This is a genomic window from Clavibacter sepedonicus, assembly GCF_000069225.1.
GTDB classification, from domain to species: domain Bacteria; phylum Actinomycetota; class Actinomycetes; order Actinomycetales; family Microbacteriaceae; genus Clavibacter; species Clavibacter sepedonicus.
Map to the genome: position 1 here is coordinate 3,032,124 of NC_010407.1, position 17,555 is coordinate 3,049,678.

The 17,555-nt window shown below is 74.1% G+C and carries 16 protein-coding genes; 12 read left to right on the forward strand and 4 right to left on the reverse strand.

The annotated features are described in order from the left end of the window. Positions 1-38: 38 nt before the first annotated feature. The 10 genes from ribD (at position 39) to CMS_RS14230 (ending at position 11,268) form a co-directional block, all read left to right on the forward strand. Complete coding sequence (gene ribD / locus CMS_RS14185; RefSeq protein ID WP_012300103.1) at positions 39-1,106, forward strand: bifunctional diaminohydroxyphosphoribosylaminopyrimidine deaminase/5-amino-6-(5-phosphoribosylamino)uracil reductase RibD; 1,068 nt, start codon at positions 39-41, stop codon at positions 1,104-1,106. After that, complete coding sequence (locus CMS_RS14190) at positions 1,106-1,777, forward strand: riboflavin synthase (protein ID WP_041464739.1); 672 nt, start codon at positions 1,106-1,108, stop codon at positions 1,775-1,777. The genes ribD and CMS_RS14190 overlap by 1 nt, the downstream gene beginning before the upstream one ends. Further along, positions 1,774-3,135 carry a bifunctional 3,4-dihydroxy-2-butanone-4-phosphate synthase/GTP cyclohydrolase II gene (locus tag CMS_RS14195; protein WP_012300105.1) on the forward strand — a complete coding sequence of 454 codons (1,362 nt, stop codon included), beginning with the start codon at positions 1,774-1,776 and terminating at the stop codon, positions 3,133-3,135. Before CMS_RS14190 ends, CMS_RS14195 begins: the two co-directional genes overlap by 4 nt. Next, positions 3,132-3,614, forward strand: a complete 483-nt coding sequence (gene ribH, locus CMS_RS14200; RefSeq protein ID WP_012300106.1) for a 6,7-dimethyl-8-ribityllumazine synthase — start codon at positions 3,132-3,134, stop codon at positions 3,612-3,614. Before CMS_RS14195 ends, ribH begins: the two co-directional genes overlap by 4 nt. A 101-nt stretch (positions 3,615-3,715) precedes the next feature. Further along, complete coding sequence (locus CMS_RS14205) at positions 3,716-4,570, forward strand: ATP-binding cassette domain-containing protein (RefSeq protein ID WP_012300107.1); 855 nt, start codon at positions 3,716-3,718, stop codon at positions 4,568-4,570. Next, positions 4,567-5,424 carry an ABC transporter ATP-binding protein gene (locus CMS_RS14210; protein WP_012300108.1) on the forward strand — a complete coding sequence of 286 codons (858 nt, stop codon included), beginning with the start codon at positions 4,567-4,569 and terminating at the stop codon, positions 5,422-5,424. Before CMS_RS14205 ends, CMS_RS14210 begins: the two co-directional genes overlap by 4 nt. After that, the gene (locus CMS_RS14215) at positions 5,421-6,866 is read left to right on the forward strand and encodes an MFS transporter (RefSeq protein ID WP_086935929.1); all 1,446 of its coding nucleotides are present in this window, start codon (positions 5,421-5,423) and stop codon (positions 6,864-6,866) included. The genes CMS_RS14210 and CMS_RS14215 overlap by 4 nt, the downstream gene beginning before the upstream one ends. Then, complete coding sequence (locus CMS_RS14220; RefSeq protein WP_012300110.1) at positions 6,856-8,415, forward strand: ABC transporter substrate-binding protein; 1,560 nt, start codon at positions 6,856-6,858, stop codon at positions 8,413-8,415. The genes CMS_RS14215 and CMS_RS14220 overlap by 11 nt, the downstream gene beginning before the upstream one ends. Further along, a complete protein-coding gene (locus CMS_RS14225) occupies positions 8,415-10,208 on the forward strand; it encodes an ABC transporter permease subunit (RefSeq protein WP_012300111.1) in 1,794 nt (597 codons plus the stop codon). The genes CMS_RS14220 and CMS_RS14225 overlap by 1 nt, the downstream gene beginning before the upstream one ends. A gap of 97 nt (positions 10,209-10,305) precedes the next feature. Continuing rightward, on the forward strand, positions 10,306-11,268 hold the full coding sequence (locus CMS_RS14230) for an IS481 family transposase (protein WP_012300112.1): 963 nt from the start codon (positions 10,306-10,308) through the stop codon (positions 11,266-11,268). A 10-nt stretch (positions 11,269-11,278) separates the two neighbouring features. Here CMS_RS14230 and CMS_RS14235 read toward each other — a convergent pair whose 3' ends face one another. Further along, positions 11,279-12,208 (reverse strand): AEC family transporter, encoded by a 930-nt coding sequence (locus CMS_RS14235; RefSeq protein ID WP_012300113.1) that lies wholly within the window; start codon positions 12,206-12,208, stop codon positions 11,279-11,281. Positions 12,209-12,416: 208 nt separating this feature from the next. On the opposite strand from CMS_RS14235, the gene CMS_RS14240 reads away from it, so the two are divergent. Then, the gene (locus CMS_RS14240) at positions 12,417-14,078 is read left to right on the forward strand and encodes a histidine-type phosphatase (RefSeq protein ID WP_012300114.1); all 1,662 of its coding nucleotides are present in this window, start codon (positions 12,417-12,419) and stop codon (positions 14,076-14,078) included. A 164-nt stretch (positions 14,079-14,242) separates the two neighbouring features. Continuing rightward, positions 14,243-15,205 (forward strand): IS481-like element IS1121 family transposase, encoded by a 963-nt coding sequence (locus CMS_RS16780; protein ID WP_012296860.1) that lies wholly within the window; start codon positions 14,243-14,245, stop codon positions 15,203-15,205. On the opposite strand, the gene CMS_RS14250 is transcribed toward CMS_RS16780, so the two are convergent. From CMS_RS14250 to CMS_RS14260, 3 genes are all read right to left on the reverse strand, one after another. Continuing rightward, positions 15,136-16,476, reverse strand: a complete 1,341-nt coding sequence (locus tag CMS_RS14250) for a HipA domain-containing protein (RefSeq protein WP_012300115.1) — start codon at positions 16,474-16,476, stop codon at positions 15,136-15,138. The two genes, CMS_RS16780 and CMS_RS14250, sit on opposite strands and share 70 nt — an antisense overlap. Beyond that, positions 16,473-16,943 carry a helix-turn-helix domain-containing protein gene (locus CMS_RS16280; RefSeq protein WP_049791955.1) on the reverse strand — a complete coding sequence of 157 codons (471 nt, stop codon included), beginning with the start codon at positions 16,941-16,943 and terminating at the stop codon, positions 16,473-16,475. The genes CMS_RS14250 and CMS_RS16280 overlap by 4 nt, the downstream gene beginning before the upstream one ends. Positions 16,944-17,041: 98 nt before the next feature. Beyond that, on the reverse strand, positions 17,042-17,500 hold the full coding sequence (locus tag CMS_RS14260) for an SRPBCC family protein (RefSeq protein ID WP_012300117.1): 459 nt from the start codon (positions 17,498-17,500) through the stop codon (positions 17,042-17,044). Between the last annotated feature and the right edge of the window lie 55 nt (positions 17,501-17,555).

Sequence of the window (17,555 nt, forward strand, 5' to 3'; positions counted from 1 at the left end):
TCGACCGCGCCCGGAGTCCGTCCACGGACGAGGACACCATGCACGACGGCCCGACGGCACCCGAGGCGCACGCCCTCGCACCCGGCGATCCCGCGCTCGAGCGCGCGATGCGCCGCGGCCTCGAGCTCGCCGCCGAAGGGCCCGCGTGGGGGCCGAACCCGCGCGTCGGCTGCGTGATCCTCGACGCCTCCGGCCGCGTCATCGCCGAGGGCCGCCATCGCGGCGCCGGATCCGCGCACGCCGAGGTCGACGCCCTCCGGCAGCTGCCCGCGGGCGGGGCGCGCGGCGCCACCGCCGTCGTCACGCTCGAGCCCTGCAACCACACCGGGCGCACCGGTCCGTGCGCCGCCGCGCTCGTCGAGGCCGGTGTCGCGCGCGTCGCGTACGCCGTCGCGGACCCGGGCGCCGAGTCGTCCGGCGGCGCGGCCCGGCTGCGCGCCGCGGGCGTCGAGGTCGTGCCCGGCGTGCTCGCCGACGAGGCCGCGGCGTTCCTGCAGGTGTGGCTCGGATCCGCGTCGCTCGGCCGCCCCTTCGTCACGGCGAAGTGGGCCTCCAGCCTCGACGGGCGCATCGCCGCCGCCGACGGCTCGAGCCGCTGGATCACCGGGACCGCCGCCCGGGAGGACGTGCACCGCCGCCGCGCCGAGGCCGACGCGATCCTCGTGGGCACCGGCACCGTGCTGGCCGACGACCCCGCGCTCACCGCCCGGCGGCCCGACGGGATCCCCTACCCGCACCAGCCCGCGCCCGTCGTGCTCGGCGACCGCGCGATCCCCGACGACGCGGCCGTGCACCGCCACCCGCGCCGCCTGATCCGCCTTCCCGGCCACGACCCGGCCGCCGCGCTCGACGAGCTCGGGAACCGGGGCATCCGGCACGTGTTCGTGGAGGGCGGCCCCACGATCGTCTCCGCGCTTCTCGCCGCCGGCCTCGTGGACGAGGTGGTCGCCTACCTCGCGCCCGTGCTGCTCGGCGGCCCCCGCACCGCGACCGGCGACCTCGGCGTGCCGAGCATGCCGGACGCCCACCGACTCACCCTCATCAGCACGACGCGGCTCGGGGACGACCTCCTCGTGATCGCGCGACCCACCACGGAAGGCCAGTGATGTTCACAGGGATCATCGAGGAGCGCGGACGCGTCCTCGCGCTCGACGCCGAGGGCGACTCCGCCCGGATCACGGTGGAGGCGCCGCTCGCGGTGTCCGACGCCCGGCACGGCGACTCCATCAGCGTCGATGGCGTGTGCCTCACGGTCGTCGCGCAGACGCCCGAGGGCTTCACGGCCGACGTCATGCGGCAGACGCTCGTGATGAGCTCGCTCGGCCGGCTCGGCGTGGGCGACCGCGTGAACCTCGAGCGCGCCGCGCGCGTGGGCGACCGGCTCGGCGGCCACATCGTGCAGGGGCACGTCGACGGCACGGGGCGCCTGCTCGCGACGACGCCGGGCGAGGCGTGGCGGATCCTCCGCTTCTCGCTGCCCGCCGAGCTCTCGCCGCTCGTGGTCGACCGCGGATCCATCACGGTGCAGGGCGTCAGCCTCACCGTGAGCGCGGTCAGCCCCACGGACACCCCGGACGCCGACGCGTGGTTCGAGGTGTCGCTCATCCCTGAGACGCTCGCCGCGACGACGCTGGGCGCGCTCGAGCTCGGCGACGAGGTCAACCTCGAGACCGACGTGCTCGCGCGGCACGTGCAGCGGATGCTCGCGCTCGACGCGCGCCGCGACAGTGCCTCCGCGACCGACGCCGCCTCCGCGACCGGGGAGGCCCGCGCGTGAGCCTCGCCGACATCCCCGCGGCGCTGCAGGAGCTGCGCGCCGGCCGGCCCGTGATCGTCGTCGACGACGAGGGCCGCGAGAACGAGGGCGACGTGCTGCTCGCCGCCGAGTCCGCATCGCCCGAGTGGGTGGCCTGGCTTGTGAAGCACTCGTCGGGCTTCATCTGCGCGCCCATGACGAACGAGATCGCCGACCGGCTGGAGCTGCCGCTCATGGTGGCCGACAACCGGGATCCGCGCGGCACCGCGTACACGGTGTCCGTCGACGCGGCCGACCGGCTCTCCACCGGCATCAGCGCCTCCGACCGCGCGCACACCCTGCGCGTGCTCGCCGACCTCGGCAGCGTGCCGACGAGCCTGCACCGGCCGGGCCACATCCTGCCGCTGCGCGCGGTGGACGGCGGCGTGCGCGAGCGCGACGGCCACACCGAGGCGGCGGTGGACCTGCTCACGCTCGCGGGCCTCACGCCCGTCGGCGCGATCAGCGAGATCGTGCAGGACGACGGCGAGATGATGCGCCTCCCCGGCCTCCTCGCCCTCGGCGAGCGCGAGGGCGTGCTGGTCGTCACGATCGCGGCGCTCACGGCGCACCTGGAGGAGTTCCACTGCGACCGGCCGCTGGAGGCCGCCGTGGCGATCCCCGAGGCGTCGCGCGTGATCTTCGAGGTCGAGACCACGGTCCCCACCACGCACGGCTCGGTGAAGCTGCGCGCGTACCGGGATCGCACCACGGGCGCCGACCACGTGGCGATCGTCGCCGGCGAGCCGCGCGCGCACGGCACGCTGGTGCGTGTCCACTCGGAGTGCCTGACGGGCGAGGCGCTCGGATCCCTCAAGTGCGAGTGCGGGCCGCAGCTCGACGCCGCGCTCGACGAGATCCAGCGGGACGGCGGCGTGGTCGTCTACCTGCGCGGGCACGAGGGACGCGGGATCGGCCTCATCAACAAGCTGCGCGCGTACCGGCTGCAGGAGGACGGCTTCGACACGCTCGACGCCAACGTCGCCCTCGGCCTGCCGGCGGACGCGCGCGACTACGGGGCGGCCTCGGCGATCCTGCAGGAGATGGGCATCGAGGACGTGCGCCTGCTCACGAACAACCCCGAGAAGGTGCGGCAGCTCGAGGCGCACGGCGTCGAGGTCACCGAGCGCGTGCCGCTCGTCGTGGGCGTCAACGAGGTGAACGCCGGCTACCTCGAGACGAAGCGCGACCGCATGGGGCACCGGATGGTGCTCGACACCGACATGCACATCGGATCCGATGCCTACCCGGACGCCGAGGCGCCCGACGGGCTGACCACCACCACGTCCGGCCCGGGCACGACCACCATCACCACGACTCCCGAGGAGGAGACCGCATGAGCGGACACGGAGCACCCGAGATCGACCCCACCGCGCTCGACGGGACGGGCCTCGCGGTCACCGTCGTCGCCGGACGCTGGCACGACGAGATCAGCGCGGGTCTCCTCGCGGGCGCGCAGCGCGTGCTCGACGCGGCGGGCGTCACCACCACGGTGATCCGCGTGCCCGGCAGCTTCGAGCTGCCCGTGGTCGCGCGCGCGGCGCTCGACGCGGGGGCCGACGCGGTCGTCGCGCTCGGGGTCATCATCCGCGGGGGCACGCCGCACTTCGAGTACGTGTCCGACGCCGCGACCTCGGGCCTCACGCAAGCGTCGCTCCTCACGGGCAAGCCGGTCGGCTTCGGGCTGCTCACGCTCGACGACGAGCAACAGGGCCTCGACCGCGCGGGGCTCCCTGACTCCAAGGAGGACAAGGGCGCGGAGGCGGCCGAGGCGGCGGTGACGACGGCGCTGCTGCTGAAGGCCATCCGCGGGGCCTGACCCGCCGCCCGCCCGGTTTTGATATCGAGAACGGGTATCAGTAAGGTCGTCGGGAGTGCCGCCGGAGAGTCCGGCATCGGGCGCGGACGGACGGGGGCCCGGTGCATCCCGCCCTCGACGTCCGCTCCCTCTCGATCGCGATCGACCGCACGTCACTCGTCCACGGCGTCGACCTCCGCGTCGGCGCCGGCGAGCGGGTGGCGCTGGTGGGCGCGTCCGGATCCGGCAAGTCGCTCACGGCGCAGGCCGTGCTGGGGACGCTGCCGCCCGGCTCCGCGGTGCGCGGCGTCGTCGAGCTCGGCGGGCGCACGGTCACACCTGCCACGCCCCGGCAGCGCCTCGGACGCGTCGCCGCCGTGCAGCAGGACTCGCTCGCCGCGCTGAACCCGCTGGTCACGGTCGGCGCGCAGCTGGTCGCGGCGCTGCGTGCGGCACGGGCGCGCGGATCCGCCGCTGACGGCGGGCTCCTCACCCGGCGCGACGCCCGGCGCGAGGTGGTCGCGCTCCTCACCGAGGTGGGCATCGAGGATCCGGACGGCGCGCTCCCCGCCTTCGCCGCCGAGCTGTCGGGCGGCCAGCGCCAGCGCGTGTGCCTCGCGCTCGCGCTCCTCTGCCGCGCCGACCTGCTGCTGGCCGACGAGCCGACCACCGCGCTCGACGTCGTGACGCAGGCGCGCGTGGTCGACGTGATCCGCCGCCGCCTCGACGCGACCGGGCAGGCGCTCCTCTTCATCACGCACGACCTCGCGGTGGCCGCGGCGCTGTGCGACCGGGTCGTCGTGCTCGAGGCCGGCCGCGTGGTCGAGGCCGGGTCGATGCGCGAGCTCGTGCGGCGGCCGCGGCACGCGTACAGCCGGGCGCTCGTCGCGGCGGCGGCTCGGCGGGTGCCGGGGGGATCCACCGGACCGGTCGCGGCGTCGGCCTCTCCCCCGCTCGGCGCGGCGGCGGCCCGATGACGGATGCGCTGCACCCCCTCGGCGGCTCGACGGACGCGCTGTCCGCGACCGGGATCTCGCACCGCTACCCGCCGCGGCGCGACCCCGCCGCACGGCGCACCGCCCGGGCTGCGCGCGCGTCCGGCGCCCCCGGCCCCGCGCCCGCGCTCGACGACGTGTCGTTCCGCGTCGCGCCCGGCGAGACGATCGGGATCGTGGGCCGCTCCGGATCCGGCAAGTCGACCCTCCTGCGCGTGCTGCTCGCGCTCGAGGCCCCGACCGCGGGCACGGTGGCGCTTGGCGACCGGACCGTCGCGCCCGGCCGCGCCTCCGCGCTCCGCTGGTACCGGCGGCGCGTGCAGGCGGTGCCGCAGGATCCGGGCGCGAGCCTCGAGCCGCGCATGACCGTGCGGCAGCTGATCCGCGAGCCGCTCCGCCGCCTCGACGTGCCGGGCGACCACGCCGCGATCGTCGCGCGCGCCCTCGACGACGTCGGCCTCGCCGCGTCCCTCGCCGACCGCCGCCCGCGCGAGCTCTCCGGCGGGCAGGCGCAGCGCGTGGCGCTCGCCCGGGCCATCGCGACCTCGCCCGGGATCCTCCTCGCCGACGAGCCCGTGAGCGGGGTGGACCTGCCGCTGCGGGACCGGATCATCGCGCTGCTCGGCGACCTCGTGCGCGAGCGCGGCCTCGGCCTGGTGCTCGTGTCGCACGACCTCGACGCCGTCGCGCGGCTCTGCGGACGGAGCGTGGTGCTCGCGGGCGGGCGGGTCGTGGAGGAGGGGCCGACCGGGCGCCTGCTCGCCGACCCCGGGCATCCGGCCACGCGCGAGCTCGCCGACGCCGTGCCGCGGCTGCCGGGAGCACTCACCGCATGACCGCGCCCCACCCGACCGGACCCGCGGGCCCGGGCACCGCCGCGCCCGGCCCCGTGCTGCCCAGCCCCGGCCGCCCCGGCCCCGCCCGACCCGGGACGGCACCGCGCGCCGCCCGCACCGGATCCCCGCCCGCCGCCGTCCTGCTCGCCAGCCAGCTCGTGTTCAACCTCGGCTTCTACGCGGTCGTGCCGTTCCTCGCCGTCGTGATGCGCGACGACCTCGGCCTCGGCGCGCTCGCGATCGGCCTGGTGCTCGGCGCCCGCACCTTCAGCCAGCAGGGGCTGTTCCTCCTCGGCGGGATGCTCGCCGACCGGTTCGGCCCGCGCACCCTGATCGCCGCCGGCTGCGTCGTGCGGGTGTCCGGCTACCTGGGGCTCGCGCTGGCCGCCGACCTGGTCGGATTCCTGGTCGGCGCGATCCTCACGGGGCTGGGCGGCGCGCTGTTCAGCCCCGCGCTGCAGAGCCTCGTCGCATCCGCCGACGTGCGGGCGCGCGCCTCCCGGCTGCCCGGCCGGCCGTCGCTGTTCGCGGCGCTCGTGCTGGTCGGCGAGGTCGGCGCCGCGGTGGGTCCGCTCGCCGGGGCGGCGCTGCTCGGGCTGGGGTTCTCGGCGACCGTGCTCGTGGGCGCGGCGCTGTTCGCGGCCGTCGGCGTGGCGCTCTGGTGCGTCATCCCGGCGGACGCGGGGCGGGTGGTCGCGGCGTCGGCCGCACCGGTCGGATCTGCCCCGCCCGCCGACCGCTGGGCCGCCGTCCGCGACCGCCGCTTCCTCGCCTTCTCCGCCATGTTCGCCGTCGACCTCGTCGCCTACAACCAGCTCTACCTCGGGCTGCCGCTCGAGCTCGCGCGGGCGGGCGCCGGCACCGCGGCGGTCGGATCCGCGTTCCTCGCGGTCTCGCTCCTCACGATCGCGCTGCAGTGGCCCGTCGCGCTCCTCGCGAAGCGGCTCGGACCCGGCCGCGCGCTCGCCTGCGGCTTCGGCACCACCGCGACGGGCTTCGCGGCGCTCGCACTCGCGTCCGTCGTGCCGCCGCCCGCGGGTGCCGAGCTCGTGCCCGCCGCGATCCTCGTCGTGTGCCTCACGCTCGGCCACATGACCGCGGGCCCCGTGACCATGGAGCTCGTCCCGTCCTTCGCCGCCGGACGCCCGACCGCGTCGTACTACGGGCTGCTCGCCAGCTGCGGCGGCGTCGCCGTGCTCGTCGCCGGCGGCGTGGTCGGATCCCTCCTCGACGACGCGCCCGCCGTCGCCTGGGGGATCCTCGCCGCGCTGCCCGTCGCCGCCGCCGTGGGCCTGCCCCGGCTGCTGCCCGCGCCGCCGCCCGCCCCTGCGCATGCGGCCCGCCCGGCCCGCGCGACCGCTCCCCCGACCACCACCCCCGATGCCCCGCGCATCGCCGACGATGCCCCGCGCATCCCCGCCGAAGGACCCCATGCCCGCTAGACGCCCCCGCCCCGCCCGCCACGCGCGCCCCGCCCGCACCGCCGCCCTGATCGCGCTCGTCGCCGCGTCCGCGCTCGCCCTCAGCGGCTGCTTCGCCGCGAGCCCGGGATCCACCACGGGAGGCGGCCAGGACGGCGACGCCCGCATCCGCCTCGCCATGCTGCAGCCGCCGCGCTCCGGCCTCACGCCGCTCAGCGACGACGCCTTCAAGCTCGCGCGCTGGAGCACGGCCGAGACGCTCGTGACCCTCGACGACCTCGGCGACGCGCAGCCGCAGCTCGCCACCGGCTGGACCCGCGTCGACGACCTCACCTGGGCCTTCGACATCCGCCCCGACGTGCCGTTCCACGACGGCACGACCCTCACGGCCACGCAGGCCGCCGCCTCGCTCACGGCCGCCGCGACCGCGAGCCCCAAGCCGCGGATCCTCGACGGCGTCGACCTCACCGCGACCGCGGACGGCGACCGCGTCGTCGTGCGCACCGCGACGCCGGATCCGCTCGTGCCGCAGCGCATGTCGAGCCCGCAGCTGGCGATCCTCGCGGCCTCCGCGTACGGCGCCGACGGCACGGTCTCGCCCGTCGGCACCGGCACGGGCCCGTTCCGCCTGACCGCGGTCGACGGGACGACATCCGCCACGCTCGACCGGTTCGACGGCTACTGGGGCGGGCGGGCCGCGTCCGCCGGCATCGACGTGCGTTTCGTGCCCGACGGCACCGCCCGCGCCGCCGCGCTCCGCACGGGCACGGCCGACGTGGTCGAGGCGATCCCGGTTGGCCAGGCCGCCCAGGTTGATCCGCAGCTCCTGCACGAGGTCGCCATGCCGCGCACGAACACGCTGTACCTCAACACGCGGACGGGCCCGTTCGCGGACCCGGCCGTGCGCGCCGCCGCCCAGGCCGCGGTCGACCGCGCCGCGCTCGTCTCCGGCGTCTACGAGGGACGGGCCGACGAGGCCACCGGGCTCCTCGGCCCCGCGCTGCCCTGGGCCGCCGACCTCCGCGACGGCGCCTCCTACCGCGACGCGCTCGCCGGCCGGGCGACGCCCGCCGAGGTCGACGGCGTGCCGATCACGCTGGGCACGTTCACCGACCGGGCCGAGCTCCCCGAGGTGGCCGTGCAGCTCGAGCAGCAGCTCGAGGCGGCCGGGTTCCAGGTGACCCAGGACGTGCGCGAGTACCAGTACATCGAGGCCGACGCGCTGGCGGGGAAGTTCGACGCCTTCATCCTGTCGCGCGCGACCGTGCTCGACTCCGGGGATCCGGCCGCGTACCTGTACAGCGACTTCGCGTGCCAGGGCTCCTTCAACATCTCGCAGGAGTGCGACCCCGCGGTCGACCAGGCCCTCGCCGACGCCTCCGCGCTGCCGGCCGGGCCCGATCGCCGCGCCGCGATCATGCGGGTCGAGGCGCTCGTGCTGGCCGATGACGCCGCCGTGCCGCTCCTGCACGAGCGCGTGATCCAGGGCGAGGCCGCCGGGGTGACGGGCGCCGTGCGGGATCCCCGCGAGCGCGCGCTCATCACGGCCGACACGCGCGTCGAGCGCTGATGGGCCGCGCGCGCGACGGGCTCGTCGTCGGGGCGTCCCGCGTCGTCGCGGTCGGCGGCGTCGTGGCGCTCGTCGGCGCGCTGCCGTGGCTGTCCGGCCGCTCGCCCGAGTACACGATCCTCCGCGCGCGCTACGCCGACCTCGAGGCGACCCCGGAGGCGCTCGCGTCGGTGCGCGCGCAGCTCGGCCTCGACCGCGGGCCGCTCGCCGTCTCGCTCGACTGGCTCGCGGGCGTCGTCCGCGGCGACCTCGGCACGTCGTGGATCTCGGGCCGCCCGGTCCTGCCCGGCACCCTCGCCGCGCTCGGCGTCTCGCTCACGCTCATGGCGTTCGCGATCGCGGTCGCCGTAGGGGTCGCGGCGCTCCTCTGCGCGCCCGCCCTCCGCGACGCGACGCGCGGGCGCCGCGCCCGCGGATCCGGCGCCCTCGCCGCCGCACTCACCGCGCTCCCCGAGTTCCTGCTCGCGACCGCGCTGCTCGTGGTGGTCGCGGTCTGGCTGCGCTGGGCGCCGCCGTCGGGCTGGGACGGGCCGGCGAACGCGGCGCTCCCGGCGCTCGCCCTCGGGATCCCCGCGGGCGGGCTCGTCGGCCGCCTCCTCGCCGACGCGATCCAGGCCGCATCCGCCGAGCGCTGGGTCGCCACGTGGGCGATGGCGGGCCTGCCGCCCACGCGCACGACCCTCGCGGTGCTGCGCCGCGCGCTCCCGTCGGTGCTCGGGCAGGTCGGGCTCGTGCTCGTGGGCCTCACGGGCGGCGCGGTCGCGGTCGAGCAGGTGTTCGCGATCCCCGGCATCGGCCGCGCGACCCTCGGCGCGGCCAGCAGCCAGGACGTCCCGGCGCTCCAGGCGGGCGTGCTCGCGCTCCTCGCGGTCGCCGTCGCCGCGGGCGCGCTCGCGGACCTCGCCCGTCGCGCGCTCCTCGGCCCCGCCCTCCGCCTCGGATCCCTGCCCGTGCCCGACGCGCGCGTCCCCGCCCGGCCGCGCGACGTCGTCGTGCCGGCCGTCGCGGCGGGCCTCCTCGCGGTCATCGTCGTGGCCGGCCTCGCGCGGGATCCCCTCGCCACGACCGCGGGCCGCCTCGCCCCGCCCTCGTGGCACCTGCCGTTCGGCGCCGACGCGAGCGGCCGCGACCTCCTCGGCCGGGTCGGCCACGGCGCGGTCACGACGCTCGGCACGGCGCTCGTCGTCGTGATCGCGTGCTGCGCGATCGGCCTGGTGCTCGGGCTCCTGCCGCGCGCCGCGCTCGGCCCGATCGAGGTCGCGAACGCGGCACCGCCGATCCTCGCCGGGATCGTGGTGGCCGCGATCCAGGGCCCGTCGACCGCGGGCGCCGCCATCGCGGTGGCGGCCGTCGGCTGGGCGCCGCTCGCCGCGCACGCCGGGGCGCTCATGCAGGAGGCGCGCGCGCAGCCGCACGTGCGGATCCTGCCGGTGCTCGCCGTCGGGCGCGCGCGGATCCTCCTGGTGCACCTGCTGCCCGCCGTCGTGGGTCCCGTGGTGCGCAACGCGATGCTGCGGCTCCCCGGCATCGCCCTCACGCTCGCGGCGCTCGGCTTCCTCGGCCTCGGCAGCGCGCCGCCGACGCCCGAGTGGGGCCTGATCCTCAGCGAGGGCAGCGCCTACGCGGAGCGCGCCCCGTGGGCGGTCGCCGCCCCCGCGCTCGCGCTCGTGCTCGCCGCGGTGCTCGCGGTGTCCCTGTCGGCGCACGACCTCACGGGGCTCCTGCGGCGGCGACGCGCATCCGCCGCGGCCGCGCGTCCGGCGGACGCGACCGCGATGGCTCCCCGGGGCTAGCTGTACTCGGCCGTGACGTTGGTGACACTTCGGGGCGTGTGAAGAGGCCTCCTGGCTTGATGGAGCTGTTCAGTTCAACCATCGCCAGGAGGCCTCGATGTCCCACGCTAATGCCCGGTTGACTGTTCATGGTCGGCTTCTCCTCGTGCGTCGGGTAGTCGAGGATCGTCGTCCGGTGTCGCATGTGGCTCGCGAGCTCGGGGTGTCGCGTCAGTGCGCGCATCGGTGGGTGGCCCGGTTCCGTCAGGAGGGTGTCGCGGGGCTCGCGGATCGGTCCTCGAGACCACGGTCGATGCCGGCGAGGACGAGTCCGGAACAGGAAGGCGCCGTGCTGGCTGCGCGCGCGGAACTTCGGTTCGGGCCCGCCCGGCTGGCTCCGGTGACGAGCGTTCCGGCCCGCACGATCTCCCGGATCCTGCGCCGGCACGGGGCGCCGCCGTTGGCATGGTTGGACCCTGTAACCGGGGCGGTGATCCGGGCATCCCGGTCAACGGCGCACCGGTATGAGCACGAGCATCCGGGTGATCTGATCCACGTGGACGTGAAGAAGCTCGGGAGGATCCCGGACGGAGGCGGCTGGCGGGTCCACGGGCGCAGCGAGCAGGTCCGCGGCCGCGGGATCGGGTTCGATTACGTCCATGCCGCGGTCGATGACCACACCCGTCTCGCCTACGCGGAGATCCATCCCGATGAGAAAGGCGCGACCGCGGCCGGGTTCCTGACCCGCGCAGCGGCGTACTTCGCCGGGCGCGGGATCACCCGGATCGAGCGGGTCATCACGGACAACGCGTTCGCCTACCGGCACTCGACCGCGTTCAAGAACGCCGTCCAGGACCTGGGCGCGCGGCAGAAGTTCATCCGCCCGCACTGCCCCTGGCAGAACGGCAAGGTCGAGCGCTTCAACCGGACCCTCGCGACCGAGTGGGCCTACCGGCAACCCTTCACCAGCAACCAACACCGGGCCGACGCGCTTGACCCCTTCATCGAGCACTACAACACTGAACGGATCCACTCGAGCCACGGGCTGACGCCCGCGGCCCGAGTGTCACCAACGTCATGACCCAGTACAGCTAGGCCCCGGGCGCCAGCAGCGCCGCGATCACCAGCAGCACCGGGATCGACGCGACCGTCGTGATCAGCACGGTGTCGCGCGCGAGCACCACGCCGCGCTCGTAGCGCGACGCGAAGTTGAAGATGTTCTGCGCGGTCGGCAGGCCCGCGATCACGGTCGCGGCGAACGTCTGCGGCGCATCGAGGTGGAACGCGAAGCGCGCCAGCAGGAACGCGGCGAGCGGCATGACCACCGTCTTGATCACCGAGGCCACGACGATCTCGCCGCGACCGGATCCCGGCGCGAGCGGCTTCCGGCCCACCAGCGACATGCCGAACGCCATCAGCACGATCGGGATCGCCGCGCCGCCGATGAGCCGGAAGGGCTCGTAGATCGCATCGGGGACCTGGAGCCCGGTGATCGCGATGAGGATGCCGAGCACCGACGCGATGATCATCGGATTGCGCAGCGGCTGGGTGAGGATCCCGACCACCGACGCGGAGCCGCGGCTCGCGATGTCGAGGATCGTCAGCGTCGTCGGCGCGAGCACGAGCAGCTGGAGCAGCAGCACGGGCGCGACGTACTGCGCGTCGCCGAGCACGTAGATCGCGACCGGCAGGCCGATGTTGTTGGCGTTCACGTAGCTCGCCGAGGCCGCGCCGATGGTGGTCTCGGCGACCGGCCGGCGGAAGAGGATCCGCGCCACGACCAGGTAGAGGATCGCCGAGACGGCCACCGCGCTCGCCGACGTCAGCAGGAACGTCGAGAACACGACGTGCAGGTCGGCCTTCGCGAGCACCGTGAACAGCAGCGCGGGCGTCGCGACGAAGAACGCGACCCGGTTGAGGGAGTGCTGCGCGCCCGGCCCTGCGATGCCCGAGCGGCCGACGCCGTAGCCCACGGCGATGATGAAGCCGATGATGGCGAAGCCGGTCAGCACCCCGATCATCCGACTCCCCTCGCCCGCGTCCTCCCACCCTACGGGCGACCCGGCCCGCTCCCGACGCCGGCCGGCGCCCCGCCCCGCGCCCCGCCCGTTCAGCGCCGGGACACCGCCGCGTCACGCGCTCCGCCTAGCGTCGGCCGCGTCGCGCCCGCGACCGACCCGCACCCGCCGCCGCGCGCATCCCGCGCCGCGCCCGCTCCGCCAGGAACCCATGCGCCTCCGCACCCGTCGCCGCCTGTCCGCCTCCGTCGCGCTCGCGCTGGCCCTCGGGATCGCCGCCGGGGGATCCGCCCTCCCGGCGCTCGCCGCGACCGGCGACGGCACCGGCACCGCGACGGGCACGGGATCCGGCGACCGCACGTACTACAGCAGCAAGACCCCGTACCAGCCGCAGGGCACCGCGGCCGGCCTCGCCCCCGCGCCCGCCGGGTTCGCGCCCGTCTACACGGAGTCGGTCGCGCGCCACGGATCCCGCGCCCTGTCGAGCTTCAAGTACGACTCGCTCACCACGCAGGTGTGGGAGCAGGCGCGCTCCGAGGGCGCGCTCACGACGCTCGGCCAGACCCTCGGCCCGGAGATCCAGAAGCTCACCGCGGCGAACGAGGAGCTCGGATACGGCAACCTCACCGGCCAGGGCGCCGACCAGCACCGCGGCATCGGCGCGCGCGTCGTCCAGCGGCTGCCGTCGCTCTTCGCGGGCATCGACGCCGGATCCGACCAGGTCACGCTCGAGAGCTCCGGCGAGGCGCGCGCCACCGCATCGGGCAAGGCGTTCGCGGAGGGGCTGAGGAAGGCGGATCCGCTCCTCGCCTCGCACCTGCCGAAGGACATAGCCAAGGACCCCGCCACGCTCTACTTCCACAAGTCGGCCGCCAACGCCGATTACCAGGCCTACGAGGACGGGCCGGCCGTGACCGCCGCTGTCGATGCGATCCACGCCCAGCCCCGCAGCCACGAGGCCGCGCGCCGTCTGCTCGAGCGGATCTACACGCCCGCCTTCGTCGACCGCCTCGCGGCCGGGCGGTACCACTTCGTCGACGGCGGCGACGGCGGCACCCACGTCGACGACGAGCTCGACGCCGCGATGATGCTCTACAACCTCTACATCATCGCGCCCGACATGACGGAGGAGGTCAGCGTCGACTTCGACCGCTACTTCTCACCGGCTGGCGCGGGCGATGACGCGGACACCGAGTGGTTCGCCTACCTGCTCGACTCCGAGGACTTCTACTCCAAGGGCCCGGCGTTCCAGGGCAGCGACATCACGTACCGGATGGCGACGCCGCTCCTCGACGACTTCCTCGACTCGATGGACGCGCGGCTCGCCGGATCCACCACCGCCGCGACCTTCCGCTTCGCGCACGCCGAGACGATCATCCCGTTCGCCGCGCTCCTCGGCCTGCCCGGCTCGACGCAGCAGGTGACCCCCGAGGCGCCCTACACGTACGCGACGAACGCCTGGCGCGGCGAGACCGTCACGCCGATGGCCGCGAACGTGCAGTGGGACGTCTTCCGCGACGCGGGCGGCCGCGCCGTCGTGCGCATGCTCTACGACGAGAAGGCGATCCCGTTCCGCACGGGCTGCACACCCATCGCCCCCGGCTCGCTGTTCTACGACGCGGGCGAGGTGCGCCGCTGCCTCACGGGCGCCGCGGCGGCGGATCCGGGGACGCCGGCTCCCGCAGCCGGTGCCACCCTCCCCGGCTCGCCTGCCGAGGTCGCCGCCGCCGACGCCTCCGCCGCCCGGGGCGACACCCTCGCCGCCACGGGCATGTCCGCAGACGAGCTGCCGTTCCTCGCGCTGCTCGCGTTCGCGCTCGGCGCGGCGGGGATCACCGCGGTCGGCGTGGTGCGGCGGCCGCGGCACCCCTGATTCAGACGTCGATGCGGCGCCCCAGGACGTCGAGTACCTGTCGCGACCGCACCGCGATGCGCTCTAGCTGTACTCGGCCATGACGTTGGTGACACTTCGGGGCGTGTGAAGAGGCCTCCTGGCTTGATGGAGCTGTTCAGTTCAACCATCGCCAGGAGGCCTCGATGTCCCACGGTAATGCTCGTCTGACGGTTCACGGGAGGGTTCTCCTCGTGCGGCGGGTGGTGGAGGATCGTCGGCCGGTCGCGCACGTCGCGCGGGAGCTGGGGGTGTCGCGGCAGTGCGCGCATCGATGGGTGAACCGGTTCCGTGCCGAGGGGCTGCGAGGGCTGACGGATCGGTCATCGCGGCCCCGGTCAGTACCGAGGCGAACGAGCCCGGAGCGGGAACGGGCCGTGCTGGAAGCGCGGGCCCAGTTGCGGGCGGGTCCTGCGCGGCTGGCGCCGGTGACAGGTGTTCCATCCCGTACGATCTCCCGCATCCTGCGCCGGCACGGGGCGCCGCCGTTGGCATGGTTGGACCCCGTCACCGGGGCCGTGATCCGGGCATCCCGGTCAACGGCGCACCGGTATGAGCACGAGCATCCGGGTGATCTGATCCACGTGGACGTGAAGAAGCTCGGGAGGATCCCGGACGGAGGCGGCTGGCGGGTCCACGGGCGCAGCGAGCAGGTCCGCGGCCGCGGGATCGGGTTCGATTACGTCCATGCCGCGGTCGATGACCACACCCGTCTCGCCTACGCGGAGATCCATCCCGATGAGAAAGGCGCGACCGCGGCCGGGTTCCTGACCCGCGCAGCGGCGTACTTCGCCGGGCATGGGATCACCCGGATCGAGCGGGTCATCACGGACAACGCGTTCGCCTACCGGCACTCGACCGCGTTCAAGAACGCCGTCCAGGACCTGGGCGCGCGGCAGAAGTTCATCCGCCCGCACTGCCCCTGGCAGAACGGCAAGGTCGAGCGCTTCAACCGGACCCTCGCGACCGAGTGGGCCTACCGGCAACCCTTCACCAGCAACCAACACCGCGCCGACGCGCTTGACCCCTTCATCGAGCACTACAACACTGAACGAATCCACTCAAGCCACGGGCTCACGCCCGCGGCCCGAGTGTCACCAACGTCATGACCCAGTACATCTAGCAGCAGCTCGACGACAGGCGTCTGGAGCGCCGACTCCAGTTCGACGGCGACCGCGCGGAACACCGCGGGCAAGGCCGCAGCCACCTGCCGCCCCCACTCCAGGAACGCCTCCCCGTCGAGGCCGGCCTCACGACCGACAGCAGCCCATTGGAATGCCCCCATGTCCCCCACTCCGTAGGAGTCGACTAGTCGCGATGCCATGTGAGTCCCTTCGATCGCGGAGAGCACGTCGTCCGACCGGCTCCCGGCGGGAGAGACGTAGGGAAGGTACGAGGAGGCATCGTAGATCGGAGCTAGATCGAATCCCGTCGGCCAACGCCTCAAGGAGTAGTTCTTTCCGTGAGCATCTGTGTTGAGCACCATCCACGAGAACAGCAGGTACTTCATGAACCGCTCCTTGGCTGGGGCCCGAACCTCGTGCTCATCGATTCGATCCAGCAGCTCGAGGATCGTGCGCACGCTGGGCCCACCGCGCTCCTCGAACTTTCGGAAAGCGGGAAGACCAAGCGCCTGCACGAGATCCTCTTGGTGGATGCGCGTGACGAATCCGCGCTCGTCTGCGCGCCGGTCGAATCTGGCGACGACGAGTGAGTGCTGATCAGTGAACGAGCTGATCTCCGTCGATGCCGCGCTCAACCCCAGCACCGCGGCAGAGGTCATGGTCACGTGTTCGACGATCTCGGCGTCCACCAGATTTCGAACCCGGGGCTTGAAGATGTGCGTGGACGGCTGCACGCCTGTCGGCTCGTGACATCTGCCGTCGGACCATGCCAACGCGAATTTGCCTTGCGCGCCGGCAAGCGAGAACTGACCCGGTCGAGCCGGAGCCCCGTCTCCTTCGCCTACGTCCCTGTCCTCTCGGATCGCTCGAATGCGGTCTGCGATCTGGGCTTCCGTCAGCGCCTCCAAGGAGCCTTCCATTCTCGCCGGATGCCCTTCGGGATGGAATTCCAGTGCGCCCGCCACGTCAGCCCCATGGGAGCTGAGGAGGTGGAACGGCTCTACGGACCCGGAGTCGTTCTCTCGTGACCACGATCTTCGAACCGCGTCGTCCTCAGGAAGCAGGTTGTCCAAGAAGCGCAGGACCGGTGCTCCCGTGTGCACGCGGCGCAGCGTCGGCAACGACAGCGAGATCGACGGGCCTCCGGTGGCGAACCATTCAGCCTCGTAGACCAGGCGATATCGCAGGGGCGCAGTCCTCTCCAGCTTCGCCGCCAGTCGCCCGTAGAGGAATACATCAAGCACTCGCGTGCTCATGAGCGATGCTGCTGCTTGGACGGAGGCGGGGGCGCCATCGGGTCCCGGGCGAGCGCCGCGCCTTGCTGTCCGATCTTCTCGACCATCACCCTCACATCACGATTCCGACGGAGCACCGCCTCGGCGGCACGTGAGCCCGATGTTCCGATGTCGGATGCGGGCTCCTGGCCGACTCTGGCCATCAACGCGCTCATGAAGTCGTCGTTCACGGCCGGTACGCGGGCAGCTCGGGCCGCTTCCGGACTCACGTCCCCCGACACCTTCGTCTCGATCTCTAGCCGAAGGTCGAGCTCCCTGAGCACGCGCATTACCTTGGACAGCGCCGCGTCGCCCTTCGCGGTCTCGAATCGCGTGAGCCACTGCCTCGTCACCCCTGCCCGACGAGCGAGCTCCTCTTGTGAGAAGCCGAGATCCTGCCTCTGCTGGCGTGCCACATTCCCTAGGTCCTCTGGCCATCTCGCGAGCATGGAGCCTCCTCAGCAGCACACGATGTTGTGGTACGCAGATGTTACATGACTTCATGGAACACTGGCGTAACACGTAAGGCTGCAACGCTGCCGTCACATCACCGGCCTACTCCGGCGCCATCCGGCGCGACCAGCCCCTCCATCACGTCGAGGAACGCGCCCCAGCCCTGCATCGTCATCTCGCGCTGCTCGGGCGTGAACTCGCCCGCGCGCTGCGTCATGGTCATGCGCGTGGCGCCGCCCGCGACCTCCTCGAGGTCGACCGTGAGCGGCTCGCCCGCGGGCTGGTCGGGCCGGTCGGTCATGGTCATCGCGATGCGCGACGGCCGGTCGAGCTCGACGTACTCCCCCGCCCAGTCGATGGATCCGCCGTCGGGCAGCCGCATCACCGCGCTCCACGCGCCGCCCACGCGCACGTCCATGCGCAGGGTGTCGAGCGGCACGTCGACCGCGGCGGTGCCGAACCAGGTGGAGAAGTCCGCCGGCGAGGTCCACGCGTCGAAGACGCGCTCCCGCGAGGCGGCGAACGTGCGGGTGATGACGATGGGCTCGCTCACGGCGACCTCCGATGACGCGGGGCGGACGGGATCCGCGGCGGGTAGGCGACGCGGA

Bases quoted from the DNA above. Each gene is read 5' to 3' on its own strand.
- ribD (WP_012300103.1), top strand. From the start codon at position 39: ATGCACGACGGCCCGACGGCACCCGAGGCGCACGCCCTCGCACCCGGC.
- CMS_RS14190 (WP_041464739.1), top strand. From the start codon at position 1,106: ATGTTCACAGGGATCATCGAGGAGCGCGGACGCGTCCTCGCGCTCGAC.
- ribH (WP_012300106.1), top strand. From the start codon at position 3,132: ATGAGCGGACACGGAGCACCCGAGATCGACCCCACCGCGCTCGACGGG.
- CMS_RS14210 (WP_012300108.1), top strand. From the start codon at position 4,567: ATGACGGATGCGCTGCACCCCCTCGGCGGCTCGACGGACGCGCTGTCC.
- CMS_RS14215 (WP_086935929.1), top strand. From the start codon at position 5,421: ATGACCGCGCCCCACCCGACCGGACCCGCGGGCCCGGGCACCGCCGCG.
- CMS_RS14220 (WP_012300110.1), top strand. From the start codon at position 6,856: ATGCCCGCTAGACGCCCCCGCCCCGCCCGCCACGCGCGCCCCGCCCGC.
- CMS_RS14225 (WP_012300111.1), top strand. From the start codon at position 8,415: ATGGGCCGCGCGCGCGACGGGCTCGTCGTCGGGGCGTCCCGCGTCGTC.
- CMS_RS14230 (WP_012300112.1), top strand. From the start codon at position 10,306: ATGTCCCACGCTAATGCCCGGTTGACTGTTCATGGTCGGCTTCTCCTC.
- CMS_RS14235 (WP_012300113.1), bottom strand. From the start codon at position 12,208: ATGATCGGGGTGCTGACCGGCTTCGCCATCATCGGCTTCATCATCGCC.
- CMS_RS14240 (WP_012300114.1), top strand. From the start codon at position 12,417: ATGCGCCTCCGCACCCGTCGCCGCCTGTCCGCCTCCGTCGCGCTCGCG.
- CMS_RS16780 (WP_012296860.1), top strand. From the start codon at position 14,243: ATGTCCCACGGTAATGCTCGTCTGACGGTTCACGGGAGGGTTCTCCTC.
- CMS_RS14250 (WP_012300115.1), bottom strand. From the start codon at position 16,476: ATGAGCACGCGAGTGCTTGATGTATTCCTCTACGGGCGACTGGCGGCG.
- CMS_RS16280 (WP_049791955.1), bottom strand. From the start codon at position 16,943: ATGCTCGCGAGATGGCCAGAGGACCTAGGGAATGTGGCACGCCAGCAG.